The sequence below is a fragment of the Serratia sp. SA088 genome, assembly GCF_049065515.1.
In the GTDB taxonomy this organism is placed as follows: domain Bacteria; phylum Pseudomonadota; class Gammaproteobacteria; order Enterobacterales; family Enterobacteriaceae; genus Serratia; species Serratia nematodiphila.
The window spans coordinates 252,331-274,758 of the sequence record NZ_JBAKGW010000006.1; the positions used below are offsets into that span (position 1 = coordinate 252,331).

General features: G+C 59.3%; 23 protein-coding genes. 12 read left to right on the forward strand and 11 right to left on the reverse strand.

The window, feature by feature from the left end; all coding sequences use genetic code 11:
- Complete coding sequence (locus ACOWVD_RS17030) at positions 1–972, reverse strand: hypothetical protein (protein WP_049239822.1); 972 nt, start codon at positions 970–972, stop codon at positions 1–3.
- A gap of 227 nt (positions 973–1,199) precedes the next feature.
- On the opposite strand from ACOWVD_RS17030, the gene ACOWVD_RS17035 reads away from it, so the two are divergent.
- The 3 genes from ACOWVD_RS17035 (at position 1,200) to dsdC (ending at position 4,480) form a co-directional block, all read left to right on the forward strand.
- Positions 1,200–2,696, forward strand: a complete 1,497-nt coding sequence (locus ACOWVD_RS17035) for a helix-turn-helix transcriptional regulator (protein ID WP_085337366.1) — start codon at positions 1,200–1,202, stop codon at positions 2,694–2,696.
- Between the two features lie 134 nt (positions 2,697–2,830).
- Complete coding sequence (locus ACOWVD_RS17040) at positions 2,831–3,082, forward strand: CsbD family protein (protein WP_049239824.1); 252 nt, start codon at positions 2,831–2,833, stop codon at positions 3,080–3,082.
- Positions 3,083–3,550: 468 nt separating this feature from the next.
- Positions 3,551–4,480 carry a DNA-binding transcriptional regulator DsdC gene (dsdC, locus tag ACOWVD_RS17045; protein WP_004936301.1) on the forward strand — a complete coding sequence of 310 codons (930 nt, stop codon included), beginning with the start codon at positions 3,551–3,553 and terminating at the stop codon, positions 4,478–4,480.
- Positions 4,481–4,491: 11 nt separating this feature from the next.
- On the opposite strand, the gene ACOWVD_RS17050 is transcribed toward dsdC, so the two are convergent.
- Genes ACOWVD_RS17050 through ACOWVD_RS17060 form a run of 3 tightly spaced genes read right to left on the reverse strand, consistent with a single transcriptional unit; the run spans position 4,492 to position 6,058 of the window.
- On the reverse strand, positions 4,492–4,794 hold the full coding sequence (locus tag ACOWVD_RS17050; protein ID WP_015378633.1) for a hypothetical protein: 303 nt from the start codon (positions 4,792–4,794) through the stop codon (positions 4,492–4,494).
- Between the two features lie 3 nt (positions 4,795–4,797).
- Entirely contained in the window at positions 4,798–5,721 is a 924-nt protein-coding gene (locus tag ACOWVD_RS17055; RefSeq protein ID WP_049239826.1) for a DMT family transporter, read from the reverse strand.
- Between the two features lie 46 nt (positions 5,722–5,767).
- A complete protein-coding gene (locus ACOWVD_RS17060; protein ID WP_015378635.1) occupies positions 5,768–6,058 on the reverse strand; it encodes a hypothetical protein in 291 nt (96 codons plus the stop codon).
- A gap of 397 nt (positions 6,059–6,455) precedes the next feature.
- Here ACOWVD_RS17060 and ACOWVD_RS17065 point away from each other — a divergent pair, with 397 nt between their 5' ends.
- Positions 6,456–7,607, forward strand: coding sequence for a porin (locus ACOWVD_RS17065; protein ID WP_028127761.1), 1,152 nt, complete (start codon positions 6,456–6,458; stop codon positions 7,605–7,607).
- Between the two features lie 57 nt (positions 7,608–7,664).
- On the opposite strand, the gene mltB is transcribed toward ACOWVD_RS17065, so the two are convergent.
- The gene (gene mltB, locus ACOWVD_RS17070; protein ID WP_015378637.1) at positions 7,665–8,753 is read right to left on the reverse strand and encodes a lytic murein transglycosylase B; all 1,089 of its coding nucleotides are present in this window, start codon (positions 8,751–8,753) and stop codon (positions 7,665–7,667) included.
- Between the two features lie 285 nt (positions 8,754–9,038).
- Here mltB and ACOWVD_RS17075 point away from each other — a divergent pair, with 285 nt between their 5' ends.
- From ACOWVD_RS17075 to ypdK, 3 genes are all read left to right on the forward strand, one after another.
- Positions 9,039–9,491: a DUF805 domain-containing protein gene (locus ACOWVD_RS17075; protein WP_049239828.1), complete on the forward strand. Its 453-nt coding sequence runs from the start codon at positions 9,039–9,041 to the stop codon at positions 9,489–9,491.
- Positions 9,492–9,574: 83 nt separating this feature from the next.
- A complete protein-coding gene (locus ACOWVD_RS17080) occupies positions 9,575–10,012 on the forward strand; it encodes a hypothetical protein (RefSeq protein ID WP_004936322.1) in 438 nt (145 codons plus the stop codon).
- Between the two features lie 558 nt (positions 10,013–10,570).
- Positions 10,571–10,645, forward strand: a complete 75-nt coding sequence (gene ypdK / locus ACOWVD_RS17085) for a membrane protein YpdK (protein WP_099782600.1) — start codon at positions 10,571–10,573, stop codon at positions 10,643–10,645.
- Positions 10,646–10,711: 66 nt separating this feature from the next.
- Here the strand turns inward: ypdK and ACOWVD_RS17090 are convergent, their stop codons facing one another.
- The 3 genes from ACOWVD_RS17090 to ACOWVD_RS17100 form a co-directional block, all read right to left on the reverse strand.
- A complete protein-coding gene (locus ACOWVD_RS17090) occupies positions 10,712–11,236 on the reverse strand; it encodes a cytochrome b (protein ID WP_015378645.1) in 525 nt (174 codons plus the stop codon).
- A 110-nt stretch (positions 11,237–11,346) separates the two neighbouring features.
- Positions 11,347–12,576 carry an alanine transaminase gene (gene alaC, locus ACOWVD_RS17095; RefSeq protein ID WP_049239829.1) on the reverse strand — a complete coding sequence of 410 codons (1,230 nt, stop codon included), beginning with the start codon at positions 12,574–12,576 and terminating at the stop codon, positions 11,347–11,349.
- Positions 12,577–12,695: 119 nt separating this feature from the next.
- The gene (locus tag ACOWVD_RS17100) at positions 12,696–13,235 is read right to left on the reverse strand and encodes a GNAT family N-acetyltransferase (RefSeq protein WP_164095519.1); all 540 of its coding nucleotides are present in this window, start codon (positions 13,233–13,235) and stop codon (positions 12,696–12,698) included.
- A 168-nt stretch (positions 13,236–13,403) separates the two neighbouring features.
- Here ACOWVD_RS17100 and ACOWVD_RS17105 point away from each other — a divergent pair, with 168 nt between their 5' ends.
- The 3 genes from ACOWVD_RS17105 to ACOWVD_RS17115 all read left to right on the forward strand — a co-directional run bounded on the left by ACOWVD_RS17105 (position 13,404) and on the right by ACOWVD_RS17115 (position 17,163).
- Positions 13,404–14,648, forward strand: coding sequence for a DUF1479 domain-containing protein (locus ACOWVD_RS17105; protein ID WP_274852017.1), 1,245 nt, complete (start codon positions 13,404–13,406; stop codon positions 14,646–14,648).
- A gap of 92 nt (positions 14,649–14,740) precedes the next feature.
- Positions 14,741–16,432, forward strand: coding sequence for a sensor histidine kinase (locus ACOWVD_RS17110; RefSeq protein ID WP_033632451.1), 1,692 nt, complete (start codon positions 14,741–14,743; stop codon positions 16,430–16,432).
- Positions 16,429–17,163, forward strand: coding sequence for a LytR/AlgR family response regulator transcription factor (locus tag ACOWVD_RS17115; protein WP_004936341.1), 735 nt, complete (start codon positions 16,429–16,431; stop codon positions 17,161–17,163). The genes ACOWVD_RS17110 and ACOWVD_RS17115 overlap by 4 nt, the downstream gene beginning before the upstream one ends.
- A gap of 4 nt (positions 17,164–17,167) precedes the next feature.
- Here ACOWVD_RS17115 and ACOWVD_RS17120 read toward each other — a convergent pair whose 3' ends face one another.
- The gene (locus ACOWVD_RS17120) at positions 17,168–17,500 is read right to left on the reverse strand and encodes a DUF2502 domain-containing protein (protein ID WP_033632450.1); all 333 of its coding nucleotides are present in this window, start codon (positions 17,498–17,500) and stop codon (positions 17,168–17,170) included.
- Positions 17,501–17,897: 397 nt separating this feature from the next.
- On the opposite strand from ACOWVD_RS17120, the gene ACOWVD_RS17125 reads away from it, so the two are divergent.
- A complete protein-coding gene (locus ACOWVD_RS17125; protein WP_004936347.1) occupies positions 17,898–19,127 on the forward strand; it encodes an L-lactate MFS transporter in 1,230 nt (409 codons plus the stop codon).
- A 69-nt stretch (positions 19,128–19,196) separates the two neighbouring features.
- On the opposite strand, the gene glk is transcribed toward ACOWVD_RS17125, so the two are convergent.
- Positions 19,197–20,159 (reverse strand): glucokinase, encoded by a 963-nt coding sequence (gene glk / locus ACOWVD_RS17130; protein ID WP_015378652.1) that lies wholly within the window; start codon positions 20,157–20,159, stop codon positions 19,197–19,199.
- A 310-nt stretch (positions 20,160–20,469) separates the two neighbouring features.
- Between glk and ACOWVD_RS17135 the strand changes: the two genes are divergently transcribed.
- Entirely contained in the window at positions 20,470–21,717 is a 1,248-nt protein-coding gene (locus tag ACOWVD_RS17135) for an ion channel protein (RefSeq protein WP_021505606.1), read from the forward strand.
- Here the strand turns inward: ACOWVD_RS17135 and ACOWVD_RS17140 are convergent.
- Positions 21,714–22,406 (reverse strand): aspartate/glutamate racemase family protein, encoded by a 693-nt coding sequence (locus ACOWVD_RS17140; RefSeq protein WP_044030750.1) that lies wholly within the window; start codon positions 22,404–22,406, stop codon positions 21,714–21,716. The genes ACOWVD_RS17135 and ACOWVD_RS17140 overlap by 4 nt on opposite strands.
- Positions 22,407–22,428 lie beyond the last annotated feature (22 nt).

A 22,428-nucleotide genomic window follows, 5' to 3' on the forward strand; every position in this document is an offset into this window, starting at 1 on the left:
TCAACTTACCGCGACAGTGCGGCGGGTTGATTCGGCAATCCGCCCCACGCCGGCGCTCAACGCAGCGCCCAACAGCAGCACCAACAGCGAACCCCACGCGGCGCGAGACAGCTGTTTGGCCGCTTCATCGGCCGCTTCACGCGCTTTCTGCTCGGCCTCGGCCTTGATTTTTTCCACCTTCTGCACCGCCTGCTGGTAAGCCTGGGCGTAGTTGTCGACGATTTGGCTCGCTTCATCGCGGCTCTTGCCGGTGCGTGCCGCAACGATATTCACCAGCGCGTCCTTATCGGCGGCGCTCAACGCCGGCTCACCGGACTGCTTGACGCGCTCGAACCACTGCTTAAGCTCGGTGGCGGCCTGCGCCGGATCGGCTGCGGCATCCACGGCCGACTGTTTGCCGTCGGCGGCCGCCCGATTGGCTTTCTGCTCCAACCGAGCAGGATCCAGCTCCGGCTTGCCGCTCTGCTTAAGCATGGCGTTCAACTGATTTTCCAGGCTTCCCCAGTCAAGGCTGATGCCCTTTTTATCCAGCTGTTGCTTGAGGCCTTCGCCTACGTTTGGCGCTGCCGCCGCCAGGCCGCTGCCTGCCAGCGAAAGCCCTTTACCCACCGCGCTTCCCGCCAGCCCCACTACGCCGCTCGCCAATGAAACCATCAGCCAGGTGGTCAACAAGGTGGTGATCGCCCAGCTCAGCAAGCCATGCAAGCCGCCGCGATTCGGTGCGGAGCGGCCGGCGACGAACGCGCCTGCGGCCAGCGATGCCAACGTTGAAACCAGCAGCCAGATCCCGGTGCCGGTGCCAAAGCCGCTCAGCGGGTTGCCCTTTTGCATCATATCCACGGCCTGGGCACCAATAGCCGTGCCCAGCACGCTGAAGGTCAGATAAGTCACCAGCGCCACGGCACTCCCGGCCAATATCGAGCCCCATGACACCTGAAACGCTAAGCGATTTGATTCATAGACAGTGGTCATCGTTGTTCCTTATATTTTCTGGACAAGTGATTGCACGCACGGCGGGTAACCGCGCAGACAAATTCAGTCTGCCGCGCGGCATCGTCGGCCGTCCCGGTTCATTTGCATCAGAATGCCTGGTGCATTTACACCCTGCGAATACGCACGTTATGCACTAAGCTGCTCAGCGAGTAGCGTAACCCGCGGCCCCTTAAGAGGCCGCCCCCCTTCTGTCTAGCGGAGAACACATGAGCCAATCCGTTTTGGCCAGCGAAACCCACCGCGGCCACCTGCAGCAAATCATCTCCGGCTTGTCCGACGGCGTGATCCTGACGGATACCGATCAAACCTTGCTATGGGCCAACGAGGCCGCGTTGACCATGCATGGCGTGAGTCATCAGAAAGCTCTGGGGGCCAATGCCGGCGAGTACGCGGCGCGTTTTGCCCTGCGCTATCGCAACAATCATCCGCTGGTTTTGGAACAGTACCCGCTGAACCGGGTTGCGGAAGGCGAAACCTTCACCGATGTGGTGGTGGAGGTTCGACAGGTCGACGATCCGGACAGCTTCTGGGTGCACCGCCTGCGGAGCCTGATTATCACCGATGCGCAGGGGCAACCGGAGCTGCTGGCGCTGATCCTGAGCGACGCGACGGAGTGGGCCAGCGCCGAACAGCGCTTTGAAAAAACCTTCAACGCCAATCCGGCACCGGCAGTCATTTGTCGGCTAAGCGACCTGCGTTACGTCAAGGTCAACCAGGGGTTCCTTGATATGACCGGTTACCAACGTGAACAGGTCATGGGGCGTTCGGTTTATGAACTCGACGTTTTGGAACAGGCGGAGCACAAAGAACTGGCCGTTCAGCGCCTGGGGGAAGGCGCTACCATTCCGCAGATGGAGGCCGAGCTGAAGCTGCCCGGCGGCGAAAGCAAGCTGGTGGTGGTTGCCGGCCAACCCTTGGATATCAATGAAGACGACTGCATGCTGTTCACGTTTACCGATCTCGAACCCCGGCGCCAGGCGGAATCGGCGCTGCGAGAAAGTGAAGAACGGTTCGCCAAGGCATTTCGCCTGAGCCCGGTGCCGACGTTGTTATGTACCGCGCACGAGCGGCGCGTGCTGGATGTCAACGAAGCCTTCACCCGCGCCACCGAGTACGACGCCGAAGACTTGATCGGCAAGACGGTCGGAGAGATCCCGTTTATTGACGATCCGGAGGCGAACCGGCGTTTGTTTGCCGCCCTGGAAAAAAGCGGCAACGTCGAAGGGCTGGACATCCGGGTGCGCAAGAAAGGGAGCGAGTCGATTGACTGTGTGGCCTCGGCGGATGCCGTCAGCATCCACAATGCGCCCTGTTATCTGCTGGTGCTCATGGACATTACCGAACGCAAACGCTCGGAGCTGGAGCTGGTAAGCGCCATCGAAGAAGTGATGCAGGACGCCTCCTGGTTCAGCCAAACCCTGATCGAAAAACTGGCCAACGTGAAAAGCATCAATCGGCCCGACCAGGCTGGATTTACCGCCAGCGATCTCACGCCGCGCGAGCGCGATGTGCTGGAATTGATTTGCGAGGGGCTACCGGACAAGAAAATCGCGGCGCGTCTCAATCTGGCGCTCAACACCATCCGCAACCATGTCGCGACGGTCTATTCCAAACTCGGCGTGCATAGCCGCAGCGAAGCCATCGTCTGGGCCAGAGAACGCGGGCTGTTTACCGGTGGGCTGGCCTTCAGGAATGGCAAGTAGCCTGCAAATGCACTACCCAAACCGATGCAAACGCCCCTTATAGGCCAAAAGTGAAGTGCATAACATGGCGGTGCAAATGCAGGCTTCCGTCCTGTGCGGAAGCCAAACGGATCGAACCTTAGGAGCGCATCACAATGAACAGCGAAAAAGCCAATGGCATGATGGAAAAAGTGGCGGGCAAGGCGCAGGAAATCGCGGGCGACGTCACCGGCAACGAACGTTTGCAGGCCGAAGGCGCCGCGCGCCAGGCAGCGGGCGTGCTGCAAGAAAAATACGGCGATGCCCTGAGCTGCGCCGGCAGCATGATGAAGAAAAACCCCCTCGCCGCATTGGCCCTCATTGCCGGCGCAGGCCTGTTGACCGGCCTGCTGCTGCGTCGCCGTTGATGCGCGCCGGCGAACAAACCGCTTTTCCCTGAATGCCGCGCCCGGTGGGTAGCCACCGGGCGCGGTTCTATCGGCCTAAGGGGGGCGCAGTATTATCGATTGATGCCTCCGCTCGTTTGCCGCTGGGATTAACGCGTATTCTGTGTCGCCATGCGACGAATTATTGCGGTGAAACCGCTATATCCCGCAGGGAACATGAGCCTTTATCGTTCAGGCTGCCGCACACCGTCTTTACTCGCTGCTTATACGGCACGTCTTTTTATTATATTCGTCCTATTGCAGATTATCATCACCCTCTCACTCAACGCGTCCACCACCTGTTATTTCCGGTTGTTATGCAAGCCAGTTAATTCCCCTGCAACATAACGATATTTCTCAGCGTAAAAACTGAATATATCAATCAGCCTGGGTTTATCCTCCGCGCCATTAAATGTTAATATTGCCGGATTATGCGCACGGAGAAATAGCATGTTCCCCAGTAAAAAACATTCGCAGCGGGCGACCCCGCTGACCAGCTATCAATTTTCCCGGCTGCATACTTTCGAATGCGTCGCCCGTCATTTATCTTTTGCGCTGGCGGCGCAAGAATTGTCGATCACCCCCAGCGCCGTGAGCCACCGTATTAATTTGCTCGAAAAGGAATTGGGTTTTCTGCTATTCCAACGCTTTCATCGCCGGATTACGCTGACGCCGGAGGGCGAGCGCATGCAATGGGCGCTGGACAGTTCCTTCAACACCTTGAATCAAGAAATTCTGGACATCAAAAATCGCGAGTTGACGGGGACCTTGACCCTCTACTCGCACCCATCCCTGGTGCAATGTCTGCTGCTGCCGCGCATCGGCGACTTTATCGCCCAGCACCCCACCATTCACCTCAATATTCTGACCGGGCAGGAAATCATCAACCTGGCCAACCGCGGCGTGGATCTGGCGATGTACTTCGGCAAACTGCCCTCGGGGCGGCATCTGGACGAAGCCTTTATGCAGGAATCAATGGTGCCGATCTGCACGCCGCAGTACGCCGCCACGCATAACCTGTACGATGCGCCGGAAAACCTGGCCCACTGCACGCTGCTGCACGATCGCTACAACTCCGGCGAAGATGAGTGGCAAACCTGGTCGCAACACTTTGCGCTGGGGCTGGATACCGACAGTAAAAGCATGGAGTTCGACCGTTCCGATCTTGCAGTGCTGGCCGCGACGCGACACCTTGGCGTCGCCATGGGGCGGCTCAATCTGGTGCAGGACTGGATCAAAAGCGGCGAACTGATCATTCCGTTCACCGACATGACCGTGCCCTGCGAGCACTGCTATTTTACCTCGACCATCTCCGAGCGGCAGTGGCCGAAGATCCTCGCGTTTAAGCAGTGGATCATGAAAATCTCCCCTCTGGTCTGATGGCCAGAGGATTATCGCCATACTTTGGGGGAATAAGAAAAATGCAGCGCGCAGGCGTAGAGCCGGCCGGCCTTTGAATAAGAGATATTTTTGCGGTTTTTATCCCAGGTCAGCAGGGAATTATTGGCAAAATAATAAACCTCCAATTGCATCCCATTAGCCAACCTCGACCAACCTCGGCTTCTTATCACGGTAAAATCACCGTTATCGCTGAGCGTAATCAGCGGCACGCCCCAGGCATAGCGGGATATTTGCAGCTGAATAATGAATTGGCTTTCGCAGCTTATTTGGTAGTTCTGTACATCAACATCCATAATTTATATTTTTGGTGCCACCCTTCGGTCAACATAAATAAGATATGAACAACTCACTACGACTAACCCCAGTACGATCAACACAGCACCCAATACAAATTCAATTTGCAACGGTTCGCCGAGAATGACGGCCCCCGCCAGGATGCCGAATACCGGCGTCATAAAGGTGAGAATGCCCAGCGAGGAAGCCTGATAACGGCGCAACAATGAAAACCAGATCAGGTAGCTGAAAAACGACACGATCACCGTTTGGAACAACAGGCTGCTCCACGCCACGGGGCTCAGGACAACGTGCAAATTGTCCGTAGCCAGCGCCAGCAGCGACAGCAGCACACAGGCGCCCGTCAACTGGAACAGCAGCGTCTGTTTGGCCGGGCACTCAGCCAGGCGCGTGGTACGGATCACCAGGGTAGAACCGCCCCAGGCGATCCCCGCCAGCAGGCCATAGAAATCGCCTTTCAGCCGCTCGGCCCCGCCGCTGCCCTCGGCCATGCCCGATATGGCCAGCACCACACCGCCAAAGGCGATGAGCATGCCCAGCCACTGCACCGGCGACAGACGCTCCTGACGATTCAGGAAATGCAGGCCAAGGGCAGAAAACAGCGGCGCGGTGTACAAAAACACCGCCATATGCGAGGCGCTGGTATAGCGCAGCCCTTCGGAGACAAAAAAGAACTCCAGCGCGAACAATGCCCCTACGCTCAGACCGGCGCTCAGCGTGGCGCGATCCCAGGTGAAACACTCGCCGCGGCAACGCGCCAACAGGTATACCCCCAGCGCGGCGAGACCCGAACGAATGGCAATTTGCAGCACCGCCGACACATCCGCCTCGGCAGCCTTGATCGCCACCTGCTGCATTCCCCAGATGGCGCAAAGCATCACCATGGCGGCGGCAGCTCTGCCGTCAATACCGATTCTTGCATTCATAATAGGGTTCTCGTCGCCGTTGAAATAATAACAGGCTGCCGTCGCGTTATTCTTTATACACCACGATTTCCTGATAAAGTTTAATAACCTCGCCGTCGCTGTCGACAGAGTCGGTATATTCAGTTTGCTGCGCCAAATGAATCACCTTCCATCCTTTGCGCGCCAGTTCCGGGATCGTCAGGCGCCCCACGCCGCGGCAGGAAAACAGGGTATCGTCAGACAATCTGAGTTTACTAACCTCTGCATAATCATAAGCTTGAGAATGACAAACGTGCGATTCCGCCGCCATCGCCGGTAATGAAAACAGCCCCACCAACAACATTAACAGATTCCTCATGGCGACCTCCCAATCGCTTATTCCTGCCGACCGATTACGCAGAAAGCGGCTAACGTTAATACGGCGGTGACAGGCTTTAATTAATTATCTCTTGCACGGATAAAATTACAGGCTGACGCCGATGACTGACAAATGAAAAATATAAACCTTGGCGTTAGATGAATTCATCCGAATCGAAAGGCATGAAAAGCGGCCCTTTTCACCGCACGAAATGGTCAAAAACCGGCCAGTAATTAGCAAGAAAAGTAATTATTTATTTTATCGTTTATGTTACAAATGCCGCCCGCCGCTAAAACACCAAAAAAACCGTCAAAATGCGTGAAAACGCAGCGTTCTGCGCAAAACATCGGCATGGCGGCGCTGATGGGGGCGGTCATACATAAAACAGGGATAACACATGGCAATGAAATTGCGCGTATTGACTCAAGCGGTGGCGCTGGGTCTGGCGATCGGCAGCGCGTCGTTCGCCGCTCAGGCGGAAATCACCCTGCTGAAGCAGGATCCGCAGGCTGGCGATCCGCTCAGCCGCCTGAACTTCACCGTTGGCGGCAGTATCCGTCCGCAGTTCAACAACATGACGGGCGACGGTGACAAGGGCTCCTACAAGCGTAACGGCTTCGACGGCGGCACCCGCTTCCGTTTCGCGGCGGACTACTACCTGTTCGACGATATCAGCTGGATCAGCTACTACGAGCTGGGCGTGAACATTCCGGCGCTGTTCGACTGGGATCACCACTATGCCGACGGTGCGAGAAACACCAGCCGCCGCATGCTGTACACCGGCCTGAAAAGCAACACCTGGGGCCAGATGACCTTCGGTCAACAGAACAGCGTTTATTATGACGTGGTGGGTGCCAAAACCGATATCTGGGACTACGACATGCTGGCCCAGGCACCGGGCAACGGCATCAACGGTGACTACGACGGCTCTTACCGCTCACGCAAAATGCTGAAGTACAAGAACCGCTTCGGCGATGCGGACGTTTACGCTTCGTACCTGTTCAGCGACAGCGACTATCTGCCGGGCAACGGCCTGCGCTACAAGCGCAAAGGCGGCGGCTCACTGGGCGTGGATTACCACATTACGCAGGACCTGACCTGGGGCACCGCCTGGAACTACACCCGCGCCGAAATGCGCAATCCGTCCACCAGCGGCAGCAAGAGCTATGACCAGAACATTTTCGGTACCGCCATCAGCTGGAAACCAGACAACTGGACCCTCACCTTCGGCGGCGGTTACTACAACGACTTCCTGACCACCAAGAAAGCCGACATCAATAATTACTTCGCCGGCGACGCATGGGGTATCGAATACCTGGCCGGTTATACCGTGCCGGTTGGCCAGTACGCGGTGAAATCGGTGATGCCGTACTTCATGGGCGACCGCCTGGAATACATCACCGGCCGCAACTACCAGCGCATCGACAACGGCCTCGGGGTTACCGTGCAGTTTGACTACGGTTTCCGCGTTGACGTGGAGCACGTGCTGACATCGAGCACCGACAACCTCGGCGATATGACCGTGGTGCGCCTGCGCTACGATTTCTGATTGCTCAGAACGCAAAAAAGGCCGCGCAAGCGGCCTTTTTCGTTTATTGACGCAGCGTCAGAAGCCGCCGCGCGCCGAGCGCCCGACCGCCTCGCCCAACTGCCATACCGCCATGGCGTAATGGGTGCTGTGGTTATAGCGGGTGATGACGTAGAAGTTCGGCAGGCCATACCAATACTGGTAGCCGGTGCCGATGTCCAGCCGCAGCAGGCTGGCTTCCTGATTATCGCCGAGCGAGCCCTGCGGGCTTAGGCCGGCTTCCGCCAGCGCGGCAACCGAGTAGCGCGTCTTGAAGCCGTTTTCCAGCCCCGGCGCCTGGCCGTTGGCCTGAATGGCGACCGGTTCGCCTTTGGACCAGCCGTGCGCCTTGAAGTAATTGGCCACGCTGCCGATGGCATCGACCGGATCCCACAGGTTGATATGCCCATCGCCGTTGAAGTCGACCGCATAGCTTTTGAAGGAAGAAGGCATGAACTGCCCATAACCCATCGCGCCGGCAAAGGAGCCGCGCAGTTCGAGCGGATCGTCGCCTTCGGTGCGCGACATCAGCAGGAAGGTTTCCAGCTCACCGGCGAAGTAATCGGCGCGGCGCGGGTAGTTGAAGGCCAGCGTCGCCAGCGCGTCGATAATGCGGGTTTTACCCATTACGCGGCCCCAGCGGGTCTCCACGCCGATAATCCCCACGATGATCTCCGGCGGCACGCCGTACACCTGCCAGGCGCGCTGCAGCGCATCCTGATATTGATTCCAGAACACCACGCCGTTTTGCACGTTATCCGGGGTGATGAACTTGTTGCGGTAGCGCAGCCAGGAACCGTTCGGCCCGGTTGGGCCCTGGGTAGACGGCGTCGGCGCCTGCCTGTCCATCAGCCGCAGCACCGAATCCAAACGCCGTGCCTGCGCCAGCACGTCGTGCAGCTGCTGCCGATCAAAGCCGTGTTCCTGCACCATCTTATCGATAAAGCGCGCGGTATTCGGGTTATTGGCGAAATCCCCCCCCAACGGCGCGCCGCTGTGTGCCGGGCTCAGCAAAAAGCCGCCCTTTACCGGGGTGCTCTGCGGCGTAGCGGTGGTACTGGGTTTCGGCGTGCTGCTACAGGCAGCAAGCAAGGTAATCAGCGGTAAAAGCGCAACCAGGTGACGCATCGGATATCCATATAGCCATGCAAGAGATAAGTGGGAGTTATGTTAATGCATTGTTCAACGCGAACAAACAGGATTATGCCGCCAATTACCGCGTCAGGTAGCCAAACGTGCCAAATTGTGACGTTTTGCACGGTGAAGGGACGCCCGATGCGGCCGCGTGGAATCTCAACCGCAACTAAATGAGAAAAATTATCACCTTGACGCCCGCATTTACCCCGATAAAATGCCGGGCTGCTTGCCATCCGGCCACCGCCGGGCGGTCAATGATTACGACAACGGATTGTGATGGACTCTCTCGGACAACTCGCCAAAGACCTTTATCGTGGGCGCATCTCGCGCAAACCCTTTGTTTTTTCGCTGGCGATCTTCGCCGTTGGCATCGTGCTACTGTCGTTTCTGTCGACCTATCTGGATAAAAACCATTTTCGCGCCCATGCGCACGGCGATACCGAGGAATTCGTCTCGGTGCTGCTGTATCTGCTGTGCATCATGGTGTGGGCGCTGTTCTGTTTTGGCCTGGTGGCGTGGTTTATGGCCAAAACCGCGTTTCGGCTCAACGATATCGGCCTGCCCGGTTGGGCGCTGGCCGTGGCGTGCTATGTGTGTTCGGTGCTGAACAATTACTCTCCCGGCCCGGTGGCGCGCTGGCTGCCGCTGTTCAGTCTGGCCGTCATGATCTGCGCCCTGCTGTTGCCGCCCGATGTGCGGCGTCGCAAGCCGCGTGAACATGCCGATTGAGCGCCATTCTGCTCAAGGCTATGGCTATCCGCCGGCCGCGCCGTCACAATAGCGCCTCATTCTGGTTTCAATCAGGGATTGCCATGTACAGCCACTACCCCGCCCATTACACCTTCGATAGCGACAGCGACGCCTGGCAGATCGGTTTCCACGACTTCCCCGAGTGGCAATCTGCCTGCTATAAACGCGAAGACATCGAGCTGGAAGCGCAGGAAAGCCTGCTGGCCGCCATCGCCGCCGCGATGGATGAAGGGCTGCCCCTGCCCGCCCCTTCTCCTTCGCAAACCGATGACTTGAGGGTACACCTGCCGGCGCTGGTGGCGCTGAAGATCGAACTGCACAACGCCATGCTGCGCAAAAACACCGGCAAAGCGGCGCTGGCGCGCAAGCTGGGTTTCAACGGCGGGCAAATGGAGCGGTTGCTGGATATCGGCTACGCCTCGAAGGTGGAAGCGCTGGAGCAGGCGTTGTATCTGCTGGGCTACGAAGTGCGCGTGACGATAAGTGAAGTTTGCCAATAAGTTAGCGGCAGGTAAGCGAAATATTATCCAAGGGGGCTAAATTTCCCCCGTTTTGCGCCGATATGATGGCTACCTAATCACTTGTCGCAACAACGAAGGCTAAAAATGGAGTGGAGTCGCCGTCATATTTGGGCCGTTATTCTGCTGTCTTGTCTCGTTTTTTGGGTCATTTTGGCGACCGGCATCAACGCCGTCGCCTGAGCGCCTGCCACCGTATTGCAATACCCGATTTTAAAGCCCGCCACACCGCGGGCTACTTCCTGTCGCTTGCTTATAAAAAGCGTTATAAAACAGCGCGCCCTGTTCAAAAAACAGCCTAAAATTGTGATCAAAAACACAGTATTGAAATCAGACCAGTATTGAGAGTACATTAGCGCCGATCCTGTCGCGGTTCGGATTTTACCTCACGGAGCATGAGGCGCGACAACCGGACAACCCGCGCTCGAGGACGTTGTTCTTTCGCTTGGAAGAATCCGCCCGACAAGCAGGTTGCCCATAAAATACTCAGCACAACAATCGGGATCATTGCTGGCGAGGACTCCAGACAGGAGTTGTTCAGTGAAATATTTTTTGATGGGCGTGTCATTCATGCTGGTTGCCTGGGTTGGCACCTTCATGTTGATGGTTGCCTGACAGCAGCCACACCAGGAACACAGACAAAGGGACGCGCAAGCGTCCCTTTGTCGTTTCGGCTAGCGCTCATTTGCCCGGCATCATGCGGCGCAGGGTGTCGTCCTTGCGCAGGTAGTGGTGATACAGCGCCGCCAGCGCATGCGCGCCAATGATAAAGTAGCCAACGTTTGCCAGCGTCTCATGCACCGTTTTGACCAGCTTGCGCATCACCGGATCCGGCGTCACCCACTGCGGCATCGGCCAGCCCAGCAAAGACCACGATTTCCCGCCGTAGGCCAGGGTTAACATGCCCAGCAGCGGCAACATCAGGAAGACCACGTACAGCAGCCAATGGAAAATCTTCGCGCCAACCTCCTGCCACTCCTCCAGCGGAGGCGTGGTTGGCGGCGCAGCATGGAAAGAGCGCACCGCCAACCGAATCAGCATCAGGGCAAAGACCGATACCCCAAAGTTGAAATGCAGATTTTTGACCATCGGCGCCCACGCCTCCGGCACCGAATCTTTCAGCAACATCGCCGCATAGGTGAGGATCACCATCAGCAACGTCAGCCAATGTAAAACGATTTGCGATCGCGCGTAGCGGTTGCTCATACACTCTGTCCAAAAAATAAAATTCAGCGTAGTTGAGCATAATGGGGAAATAATGAAGAAAACCTTGGGACGGAAAAAATAAGGCCGGGCGAACGCCCGGCCTGACAGGGTTATTTGGCGCTGCCGGCTTTACTCGGCTTCAGCAGCCCGTCCGCGCGGAACATCGCCTTGATGCCGCGCACCGCCTGGCGGATACGATCCTGATTCTCGATCAGCGCGAAACGCACGTGGGTATCGCCGTAGTCGCCGAAGCCGATGCCCGGCGAGACGCAGACCTTGGCTTCCGCAAGCAGGCGCTTGGCGAACTCCAGCGAACCGAGGTGGGCATAAGGCTCGGGAATTTTCGCCCACACGTACATCGACGCCTTCGGGTTTTCCACCATCCAACCGGCCTCGTGCAACCCCTTCACCAGCACGTTGCGGCGCTGCCGATACTGCTCGGCGATATCGCGCACGCACTGCTGATCGCCTTCCAGCGCGGCGATGGCCGCCACCTGCAACGGCGTGAAGGTGCCGTAGTCGTGATAACTTTTGATGCGCGCCAGCGCGCTGACCAGCTCAGGGTTGCCGACCATGAAACCGATGCGCCAGCCGGCCATGTTGTAGCTTTTCGACAAGGTGAAGAACTCCACCGCAATGTCTTTCGCCCCCGGCACCTGCATGATCGACGGCGCTTTCCAGCCGTCATAAACGATATCGGCATAGGCCAGATCGTGGATCACCAGCACGTTGTACTGTTTGGCCAGCGCCACCACCCGCTCGAAGAAATCCAGCTCCACGCACTGCGCGGTCGGGTTGGACGGGAAGCCGAGGATCATCATTTTCGGGCGCGGAATGGTTTCCCGAATGGCGCGCTCCAGTTCACTGAAGAAATCCACGCCGTCCACCAGCGGCACCGAACGCACCTGGGCGCCGGCGATCACCGCGCCGTAAATGTGGATCGGGTAACTGGGGTTCGGCACCAGCACGGTATCGCCGTGATCGAGGGTCGCCAGCATCAGATGCGCCAGCCCCTCTTTCGAACCGATGGTGACGATGGCTTCGCTTTCCGGATCGATATCCACCTGATAACGATCGGCATACCAGCGCGAAATGGCGCGGCGCAGGCGCGGAATGCCGCGCGAGGTGGAGTAACCGTGGGTGTCGTCGCGCTGGGCGACGGCGCACAGTTTTTCCACGATGTGCGGCGGCGTCGGGCCGTCGGGGTTCCCCATGCTGAAATCGATAATATCCTCACCGCGACGGCGTGCGGCCATTTTCAGTTCGGCGGTGATGTTGAATACGTAAGGGGGAAGACGTTCAATGCGCGTAAAACGGCGCTGTGGACTGTTATCAGCCATAGGGGATTCCTCGATAAACGTTAGCGCCCGGACCGTCCGAGCGACGCTGGCCAGCGAACTGACCGAATATCGAACATAGCGCAGCGCCGGCGAGCTTGTCGATACCCGGCGCGATATTTTTATTTGCCGCCCTGAAACTCCGCCGCCAACAGCCCGAACAGCCAGTCGTCGCGCCACTCTCCCGCCAGGCGGAAATTATCGCGCAGCGTGCCTTCCAGCCGAAAACCGCACGACTCCAGCAGGCCGCGCGAGGCGAGGTTGCCGGAGGTCACGGTAGCGGTCAGCTTGTGAAAACCGCAGGCGTTCACCGCAAAATCCAGCACCGCCCGCAGCGACTCCTTGCCATAGCCCTTGCCCTGGCCGGAGGGCAAACTGCCATATCCCACCTCCGCCTGCCGATACGGCAGCCACTGCGGGCGAAAGCCGGTAATGCCCACCGCCTCCCCGCTGTGCTTCTCACGCATCACCAGGCACAGCCACTGATCGCCGTGTTTGTCCCAGGCCGGCAGCCGCGCGTCGAAACGCTCGCGGATCGCCGCTTCGCTGAGCGGATCGGCGATATAGCGGATCACCTCAGGATCCTGGTAAAGGCGCAGAAACAGCGGCCAGTCCTCGGCGGTTATCGACTGTAAGTACAAGCGTTCAGTGACCAGCTTCATAAAATCTCCGAAAAACGAAAAAGAGGAACTTACGAATGAAATATATCTCTTTATTTTCCCCGATTGGTTGCCGATAATCATTCACGTTAAAACCACAAAACCATAACGTCTTGCCCGATTCCCTACAACCGTCCGCCGCAGTGACTCACGCGGCACCAGGAGAACACCATGGCCTCTTTAGTCATCGATGATATTCCGCAGACGATCGTTAACGTCAAGCGCCAGCTGCGCCAGGCCTTGCCGAACTACCGCGAAGTTTTTCTGGCGCTGGAGGAGAACATCCGCGGCCAGGTCGACCAGATCCGCCGCGAGCTGGCCGCCGGCCATAATCCGGTGCCGCAGATCGACGCGGAAGATATCCTGCAGCAGCGCGTCAGCGATCAACAGATAGCGCTGATCAAACAGCGCGGCGCCTGCGCCATTCGCGGCGTGTTTCCCCGCGCCAAGGCCGAAGGCTGGAACCGGGAAATCGGCGACTATCTCGAGCGCAACAACTTCGTCGAGCGGTTGAAAAACGCTGCCGAAGACAACTATTTCGGCAAGCTGGCCGCCAGCAAACCACAGATTTATGGCATCTATTGGTCAAAGCCGCAGGTCGAAGCGCGGCAGGATGCGCGCATGCATGCGGTGCAGGTGTTCCTCAACGGCCTGTGGGCCACCGAAAGCAACGGCAAGCAGCATTTCGATCCGACCCGCGTCGCCACCTACGCCGATCGCACCCGCCGCCGCCCGCCGAACTCCTCGTCGCTGGGCCTGTCGCCGCACGTCGACAGCGGCACCATCGAGCGCTGGCTGGACGAGAATTTCCGCTATGTGTATCGCCACGTGTTCTCCGGCGACTGGCAGCAGTACGATCCCTTTGCCGCCGACGGCCGCACCGAAGTGCGCGAAATTGCCTCCCCGGCAGTCTGCTCGATGTTCCGCACCTTCCAGGGCTGGACGGCGCTGACACCGCAACGCACTAATGCCGGCACGCTGAACCTGGTGCCGATCGCCAACGCCATGGCCTATGTGTTGCTGCGCGCGCTGCAGGACGACGTCGCCGACGACGATCTGTGCGATGCGGCGCCGGGCCGCGCGCTGTCGATCTCGGAAAAATGGCATCCCCTTTTATTAAGTGGGATTTCCCCTATTCCCGATCTGGAGCCGGGCGACACGGTATTTTGGCATTGCGACGTGATCCACGCGGTGGAGAACGAGCATAACGGCGAGTTCGACAGCAACGTGATGTACATCGCCGCCGCGCCGGGCTGCGCGAAAAACGACGCCTACCTGCAGCGTCAGCTGCCGAGCTTTATCGACGGCAGAACACCGCCGGACTTCGCTCCCGACGACTTCGAAGTGGATTTTGACGGCCGCGCCACCGCCGATCTGCTGACGCCGCTGGGCAAAGCGCAGCTCGGCATGCGCTGACCGCCGGCCTGAGCCACGGGCCTTTCTCGCTGTGGTATACTGCCGCCATCCGTAGGCCGCAGCGAGAACCCGTCGTGCACCCTTTTTTTGAAATGCTGTTGGCGGTGTTTGATCGCGCCGCGCTGATGTTGATCTGTCTGTTTTTTCTGACCCGCACCCGGCTGTTCCGCCAACTGCTGCAAAAAGAAGACCATACGCCGCTCGAGCTCGGCATCGTCACGGCGATCTTCTCGCTGTTCGCGCTGTTCAGCACCTACTCCGGCATCAACGTTGAGGGATCGCTGGTCAACGTGCGCGTCATCGCCATCATGGCCGGCGGCATTCTGTTCGGCCCCTGGGTGGGGATCGTCACCGGCATCATCGCCGGGGTGCACCGCTATCTGATCGACATCGGCGGCATCACCTCGGTGCCCTGCCTCATCACCAGCATCATCGCCGGCATCAGCGCCGGCTACATCAACCTCAAGGTGAGAAAAGAGCAGCGCTGGCGCGCCGGCATCGTCGGCGGCATGCTGTGCGAATCCCTCACCATGCTACTGATCGTGCTGTGGGCCAAGCCGACCGAGCTTGGGCTCGACATCGTGTCGCAGATCGCGCTGCCGATGATCCTCGGCACGGTGTGCATCGGCCTGATCGTGCTGCTGGTGCAGAGCGTCGAAGATGAAAAAGAAGTGATCGCCGCACGCCAGGCCAAGCTGGCGCTGGATATCGCCCACAAGACGCTGCCCTATTTCCGCAACATCAACAGCGAATCGCTGGCCACCATCTGCGATATCATCCGCCAGGACATCCGCGCCGACGCGGTGGCGATCACCGATACCCATCAGGTGCTGGCTTACGTCGGCGTGGGGCGCGAAGCCTACCCGATCGGCCGCGAAGGGCTGAGCCGCGTTACCCGCGAAAGCATTCGCCACGGCAAAATCATCATCAAAAACAACCTGGAAAACCCGGCCGCGCCGCAGATCCATTCGCAGCTGGTGGTGCCGCTGTGGGAAAAGGGCGAAGTGACCGGCGCGCTGAAAATTTACTACTGCCACGCTCACCAGATCACCAACACGCTGAAGGTGATGGCGGTCGGGCTGTCGCAGATTATCTCCACCCAGATGGAGGTTTCGCGCATCGAGCATCTGCGCCAGATGGCGGATAAAGCCGAAATGCGCGCGCTGCAGAGCAAGATTAACCCGCACTTCCTGTTCAACGCGCTGAACGCCATCTCTTCCTCCATCCGCCTGAATCCGGACACCGCGCGCCAGCTGATCATCAACCTGTCGCGCTACCTGCGCTACAACCTGGAGCTGAACGACGAACTGATCGATATCCGTAAGGAACTGCATCAGATTCAGGACTATATCGCCATCGAACAGGCGCGCTTCGGCGCCAAGCTGACGGTGATTTACGACATCGACGACGACGTCTCGGTGCGCATTCCGAGCCTGCTGATCCAGCCGCTGGTGGAGAACGCCATCGTGCACGGCATCCAGCCCTGCAAGGGTAAAGGGGTGGTGGTGATCGCGGTGAAAGATCAGGGCGATCGGGTGAAGATTTCGGTGAAGGATACCGGCCACGGCATCAACCAGGAAACCATCGACCGGGTGGCGCGCAACGAGATGCCGGGCCACAATATCGGCCTGCTCAACGTGCATCACCGCGTGTCGCTGCTGTACGGTGAAGGGTTGCATATCCGCCGCCTGGAGCCGGGCACCGAAATCGCGTTCTATATCAGCAAAAACGGCGGCAAGCTGCATCAGGAACCGAGCGCGCCGCCGGTCGGGGAGGCCTCATGAAAGCTATCATCGTGGAAGACGAATTCCTCGCGCAGGAAGAACTCAGCTACCTGATCAAGAAACACAGCAATATCGATATCGTCGCTACCTTCGAGGACGGCCTCGACGTTCTGAAATACCTGCAAACCCACCAGGTCGACGCCATTTTTCTCGACATCAACATCCCGTCGCTGGACGGCGTGCTGCTGGCGCAAAACATCAGCAAGTTCGCCCATCGGCCGTCTATCGTGTTCATCACCGCCTATAAAGAACACGCGGTGGAAGCCTTCGAGATCGAGGCGTTCGACTATATCCTCAAGCCCTATCACGAAGCGCGCATCGTCACCATGTTGCAAAAACTGGAGGCGCTGCATCATCGCCCCGCCGGCGCGGCGGAACCGACCAGCGCGCCGAGCCGCGGCAGCCACAGCATCAACCTGATCAAAGACGAGCGGATCATCGTTACCGACATCAACGACATCTATTACGCCGCCGCCGATGAAAAGGTGACGCGGGTCTATACTCGCCGGGAAGAATTCGTGATGCCGATGAATCTCACCGAGTTTTACGGCCGGCTGCCGGAAGAGCATTTCTTCCGCTGCCACCGCTCTTACTGCGTTAACCTGGCCAAGATCCGCGAGATCGTGCCCTGGTTCAACAATACCTACATTCTGCGGCTGAGCGATCTTGAGTTTGAAGTGCCGGTCAGCCGCAGCAAGGTGAAAGAATTTCGCAAGCTGATGCGCCTGTAAGCGCTTACCAGCGCGGGCCCGGACGGTAGTAATAGCCGGGCGGCGGCGGTGGCGGCATGCGGTAATGCGGCCGATCTCGCCAGTCGCGCCGCGGCGGCCCGTAGTAAATCACCCGTGGCGGCGGGCCGTAATAGTACCCGCGCGAACGTTCATACCGGTGATGATCGGCCCACCAGCGCGGATCGCGCCAGCGATAGCCGTCCCAGTAGTGGCCGCGATGATCGCGATCGCCGATATGCAACGACAGGCCCGGCACGTTCACGCCGATGGACACGTCGGCCTGGCTCGCCAGCGGCAGCGCCAGCAGCGCAGCCAGTAACAACAGCGTTTTTTTCATTTCATGGACTCCTGCAGAGCGGACCTCGTCCGATCGCAGATAACATAGTCCCGCGCTCGCCGCCGCTCTATAGGCGCAATGCCGATTTACGCCTTGCAGACGCATCCTTCACAATTTCACCACAATCGTTCACCGGCGATTAACAATAAATCGTTGATATCTTTGATGTAGATCACGTGTTACTCCCGGAATTTCACGCGCTTTTAGGCGTAAAAACGGCAACTCACGCCGTATAAAATGCATTTCATTCCTTCTGCCGTGCAATTCATTCCCGATCCGCCGTCCGCCGGGGGGGCCGGCCATATAATAAGCCCAGACCGCGGGAACACAGATTCACCCCGCAAATTTCAGCCAGCGGCTCACGCCCGGCAACGCACACACAGGAAGGAGACCGGCCATGAACACCAAACCGGCAAATCGCAGCTTAATCGTTCTCGGCACCATCATCTGTCAGATGGGTCTGGGCACCATCTACACCTGGAGCCTGTTCAACCAGCCGCTGGTCGACAAGTTCCACTGGGGACTGGCGGACGTCGCCACCACCTTCTCCATCACCAGCTTCTTCCTGGCTTTCGCCACGCTGTTCGCCGGCAAGCTGCAAGAACGCTTCGGCATCCGCAACCTGACGCTGTGTTCCGGCATCCTGGTCGGCCTGGGCCTGATCGCCAGCGCCCATGTCAGCTCGCTCGACATGATCTACCTGCTGGCCGGCGTGGTGGTGGGCTTTGCGGTCGGTATCGCCTACATCTCCACCCTGTCCAACCTGATTAAATGGTTCCCGGCCAACAAAGGCCTGATTTCCGGCATCTCCGTCGGCGCCTTCGGCAGCGGCAGCCTGCTGTTCAAATACGTCAACGCCGCCCTGATCGCCGACGTCGGCGTTTCAGGCGCCTTCTTCTACTGGGGTGCCATCGTGATGGGCCTGATCGTCGTCGGCTCCCTGTTGCTGAAAGAGCCGGTGCTGGCAACCAGCGCCGCACAGCCAGGCGCCAACGGTCTGGGCAACGACTTCAGCGTGCGCCAGATGCTGGCCACCAAAGAAGCTTACCTGCTGTTCACCATCTTCTTCGCCGCCTGCATGAGCGGTCTGTACCTGATTGGCATCGTGAAAGACATGGGCGTTCAGCTGGCCGGGATGGATTTGGCCACCGCCGCCAACACCGTGTCCGCCGTCGCCATCTTCAACACCGCCGGCCGCATCATTCTGGGTACGCTGTCTGATAAAGTAGGCCGTATGCGCGTCATCAGCTTCACCATGCTGGTTACCGTGCTGGCGATTGTAGCGCTGAGTTTCATGACCCTGAACCACACGCTGTTCTTCATCTGCGTTGGCGCGGTGGCCTTCTGCTTCGGCGGCAATATCACCGTGTTCCCGGCGATTGTCGGCGACTTCTTCGGCCTGAAGAACCACAGCAAGAACTACGGCATCATCTATCAGGGCTTCGGCCTGGGCGCGCTGGCCGGTTCGTTCGTCGCCAAATACTTCGGCGGCTTCCACGCCACCTTCATGGTGATTGGCGTCCTGTCTGCCGCTTCTTTGCTGATTACACTGTTCATCAAAGCGCCGAAAGCGGTGGAAATGGAAAGCGAAGAAACCGCACAGGCGGCGGAGCTGGCCAAAGCCTGATCCCCTGCGAAAACGACAAGGGGCGCAACCTGCGGGTTGCGCCCCTTTTTTATTGCCCCGCCGCGCGGCTTACAGCCGCATGCCCAGCGTCTGGCGCAGATGCGCGCCGGCCCCCAACAGGCCCGGCTGGCCATGGGTTATCATGAACACCGGAATGTCTCGCACATAGTCACGGAAACGCCCTTTGTCTTCGAAGGCGGCGCGGAAGCCCGAGGCCTTGAAGAATTCCATAAAGCGCGGCACGATGCCGCCGGCGATGTACACACCGCCGAAGGTGCCCAGATTCAGCGCCAGGTTGCCACCGAAGCGCCCCATGATCACGCAAAACAGCGACAGCGCGCGGCGGCAGTCGATACAGCTGTCGGCCAGCGCCCGCTCGGTGATGTCCTTCGGCTCCAGTTTCTCCGGCAGGCGGTTGTCCGCCTTAACGATGGCGCGATACAGATTGACCAGGCCCGGCCCGGACAGCACGCGCTCGGCGGAAACGTGCCCCACTTCACCGCGCAGCACCTCCAGAATAATGTCTTCTTCTTCGCTGTTCGGCGCGAAATCAACATGGCCGCCCTCGCCCGGCAGGCTGACCCAGCGGCGATCGACCTGCACCAGGTGGGCAACGCCCAGCCCGGTGCCGGCGCCGTACACCGCGATCGGTTTGCCCGGCTGCGCATCGCCGCCGCCAAACTGCAGCACGTCGTCCGGCGAGAGCATCGGGATCGCCATCGAGACGGCGGTGAAATCGTTGATCACTTCCAGATGACTCAACCCCAGGCTGGCCTTCATTTCTTTGATCGAGAACGCCCAGCTGTGGTTGGTCATCGCGACCCAGTCTTCCGTCACCGGGCAGGCGATCGCGATGCAGGCGTCCTGCACCTCGATCTCGCACTCTTTCAGGTATTGGCGGATCACCGCCTCCAGGCTGTCGAACTCCAGGCCGGAATAGGTTTTCGCCTGGGTAATCTCACCCGTCGCAACAGTGCACAACGCCAGGCGGGCATTGGTGCCGCCAACATCACCCACGAGGGCATAGGTCATTGATTTCGTCTCCGCAAAATGAAAAATAAAACGCTGCCCACACTGTAAAATCCTGCTGCGAAAACAACAATCACCCGCCTCGGATCTGCACCTCAATAGCGATCCGGATCACAAAAAACGTTTCAGCTTGTCCGCTATGCCGCGATTTGAAACAAATTGCGGCAAAAAACGCCCCCCGGCGACTGTTAACCGTCATCGCCGCCGGGCAATATCAATGCGTGCCTGCGCGCCGATAGTCTGGCAAGCTGTGGCCACTGCCCAACCACCCGCACTCCCTGCCCCGCAGGGAGGCATCGACAAGGGATTATTCATGCTGCATCCGCGCGCCAATGCCATGTTGGCCTTTGCTTTGCCTGCGCTGATTATCGGTTCCGTTTCCAGTCTGGTGCTGCTGTTGGTGATGAAAATTGCCGCCGCATTGCAGCAATTACTGTGGGTGACGCTGCCCGATGCGCTGAGCCTGGACGCCCAGTCGCCCTGGTGGCCGGTTGCGATGCTGACGCTGACCGGCGTGGCGGTCGGCCTGATCGTGCGTTATATGCCGGGTCACGCCGGGCCGGATCCGGCGACGGAATCGCTGATCGGCATGCCGCTGCCACTCTCCGCCTTGCCGGGGTTGGGGTTGGCGCTGATTGTCGGCCTGGCCGGTGGCGTCAGTCTGGGGCCGGAGAACCCGATCACCGCCATCAACATCGCACTGGTGGCGGCGGCCGGCGCGCGCCTGCTGCCGAAGGTGCCGCGCATGGACTGGATCATCCTGGCGGCGGCAGGCACTATCGGCGCAATGTTCGGCACACCGGTCGCCGCCGCGCTGATCTTCTCGCAAACCCTGGCCGGCAATAACGAAACGCCGCTGTGGGATCGGCTGTTCGCCCCGCTGGTGGCTGCCGCCGCCGGCGCGGTCACCACGCAGATGTTCTTCGTGCCCAATTTCGCCCTGCAGCTCGATGCCTACGACGTGACGCGGCTGCCGGACATTTTCAGCGGCGCCATCGTGGCGCTGATCGCCATCGCGCTCGGCATGGTGGCGCTGTGGTGTTTCCCGCACGTTCACCGCCTGTTCCATTCAATGAAGAATCCGGTGTTGATGTTAGGGCTGGGGGGCTTTGTGCTGGGGCTGCTGGCGCTGTTGGGCGGAGAGATTACCCTGTTCAAGGGGCTGGATGAGATGAAACGCCTGGCGGTGGACGACAGCTATTCGGTGCCGGCGCTGTTGACCATTACCCTGACCAAGCTGGCGGCGCTGGTGATCGCCGCCGCCTGCGGTTTTCGCGGCGGGCGCATCTTCCCGGCGGTGTTCGTCGGCGCGGCGCTGGGCCTGATGCTGCACCAGCATGTTCCGGCAGTGCCGGCGGCGATCACCGTCTCCTGCGCCATCATGGGGCTGGTGCTGGTAGTGACGCGCGACGGCTGGCTGAGCCTGTTTATGGCGGTGGCGGTGGTGCCGGATCTGCACCTGCTGCCGGTCTTGTGCATCGTGATGCTGCCCGCCTGGCTGGCGCTGGCGGGCAAGCCGCTGATGCTGGTAAACCGCCGGCAACCGCCGCGCGACGATTAGGCCAGCGCGAACGCCGCGGCGGCGCGGGCGTGGATTGCAGTGGTGTCGAACACCGGCACCGACGCATCCCGCTCGCTCACCAGCAAGCCTATTTCGGTGCAGCCGAAAATAATCCCCTGCGCCCCCTGCTGTTCCAGATCGCTGATAATCCGGCGATACTCGTCGCGCGAGGCGTCGCGAATTTTACCGAGGCACAGCTCGTCATAGATGATGCGGTGTACGATGTCGCGATCGGCGCTGACCGGCGTCACCACGTCGATGCCGTGCAATTCCTGCAGGCGGCCGCGGTAGAAGGTCTGCTCCATGGTAAAGCGCGTGCCCAGCAGCCCGACGCGGCGAATGTTTTTTTCCCGCACCTGCAGCGCCGTGGCATCGGCGATGTGAATCAGCGGCAGGCCGCTGGCCTGCTCGACCGCCTCCGCCACCTTGTGCATGGTGTTGGTGCAGATCACGATAGCTTCGGCGCCGGCGGCGCGCAAAGCCACCGCGGCGGCGGCCAACAGCCGGCCGGCGCCGTCCCAATCGCCCTGGTGCTGCAAGCGCTCAATCTCCTGGAAATCGACGCTGTAGAGCACGATTTTGGCCGAATGCAGCCCGCCAAGGCGCGCCTTTACCTGCTCGTTGATGGTGCGGTAATACGGAATGGTGGATTCCCAGCTCATGCCGCCCAGCAGACCCAACACTTTCATCCTTCGTTCCTCAGCATTTTCC

What these genes read in the sequence shown, in the direction of transcription:
- ACOWVD_RS17030 (WP_049239822.1), bottom strand. Translation starts at nt 972, where the DNA reads ATGACCACTGTCTATGAATCAAATCGCTTAGCGTTTCAGGTGTCATGG.
- ACOWVD_RS17035 (WP_085337366.1), top strand. Translation starts at nt 1,200, where the DNA reads ATGAGCCAATCCGTTTTGGCCAGCGAAACCCACCGCGGCCACCTGCAG.
- ACOWVD_RS17040 (WP_049239824.1), top strand. Translation starts at nt 2,831, where the DNA reads ATGAACAGCGAAAAAGCCAATGGCATGATGGAAAAAGTGGCGGGCAAG.
- dsdC (WP_004936301.1), top strand. Translation starts at nt 3,551, where the DNA reads ATGTTCCCCAGTAAAAAACATTCGCAGCGGGCGACCCCGCTGACCAGC.
- ACOWVD_RS17050 (WP_015378633.1), bottom strand. Translation starts at nt 4,794, where the DNA reads ATGGATGTTGATGTACAGAACTACCAAATAAGCTGCGAAAGCCAATTC.
- ACOWVD_RS17055 (WP_049239826.1), bottom strand. Translation starts at nt 5,721, where the DNA reads ATGAATGCAAGAATCGGTATTGACGGCAGAGCTGCCGCCGCCATGGTG.
- ACOWVD_RS17060 (WP_015378635.1), bottom strand. Translation starts at nt 6,058, where the DNA reads ATGAGGAATCTGTTAATGTTGTTGGTGGGGCTGTTTTCATTACCGGCG.
- ACOWVD_RS17065 (WP_028127761.1), top strand. Translation starts at nt 6,456, where the DNA reads ATGGCAATGAAATTGCGCGTATTGACTCAAGCGGTGGCGCTGGGTCTG.
- mltB (WP_015378637.1), bottom strand. Translation starts at nt 8,753, where the DNA reads ATGCGTCACCTGGTTGCGCTTTTACCGCTGATTACCTTGCTTGCTGCC.
- ACOWVD_RS17075 (WP_049239828.1), top strand. Translation starts at nt 9,039, where the DNA reads ATGGACTCTCTCGGACAACTCGCCAAAGACCTTTATCGTGGGCGCATC.
- ACOWVD_RS17080 (WP_004936322.1), top strand. Translation starts at nt 9,575, where the DNA reads ATGTACAGCCACTACCCCGCCCATTACACCTTCGATAGCGACAGCGAC.
- ACOWVD_RS17090 (WP_015378645.1), bottom strand. Translation starts at nt 11,236, where the DNA reads ATGAGCAACCGCTACGCGCGATCGCAAATCGTTTTACATTGGCTGACG.
- alaC (WP_049239829.1), bottom strand. Translation starts at nt 12,576, where the DNA reads ATGGCTGATAACAGTCCACAGCGCCGTTTTACGCGCATTGAACGTCTT.
- ACOWVD_RS17100 (WP_164095519.1), bottom strand. Translation starts at nt 13,235, where the DNA reads ATGAAGCTGGTCACTGAACGCTTGTACTTACAGTCGATAACCGCCGAG.
- ACOWVD_RS17105 (WP_274852017.1), top strand. Translation starts at nt 13,404, where the DNA reads ATGGCCTCTTTAGTCATCGATGATATTCCGCAGACGATCGTTAACGTC.
- ACOWVD_RS17110 (WP_033632451.1), top strand. Translation starts at nt 14,741, where the DNA reads ATGCTGTTGGCGGTGTTTGATCGCGCCGCGCTGATGTTGATCTGTCTG.
- ACOWVD_RS17115 (WP_004936341.1), top strand. Translation starts at nt 16,429, where the DNA reads ATGAAAGCTATCATCGTGGAAGACGAATTCCTCGCGCAGGAAGAACTC.
- ACOWVD_RS17120 (WP_033632450.1), bottom strand. Translation starts at nt 17,500, where the DNA reads ATGAAAAAAACGCTGTTGTTACTGGCTGCGCTGCTGGCGCTGCCGCTG.
- ACOWVD_RS17125 (WP_004936347.1), top strand. Translation starts at nt 17,898, where the DNA reads ATGAACACCAAACCGGCAAATCGCAGCTTAATCGTTCTCGGCACCATC.
- glk (WP_015378652.1), bottom strand. Translation starts at nt 20,159, where the DNA reads ATGACCTATGCCCTCGTGGGTGATGTTGGCGGCACCAATGCCCGCCTG.
- ACOWVD_RS17135 (WP_021505606.1), top strand. Translation starts at nt 20,470, where the DNA reads ATGCTGCATCCGCGCGCCAATGCCATGTTGGCCTTTGCTTTGCCTGCG.
- ACOWVD_RS17140 (WP_044030750.1), bottom strand. Translation starts at nt 22,406, where the DNA reads ATGAAAGTGTTGGGTCTGCTGGGCGGCATGAGCTGGGAATCCACCATT.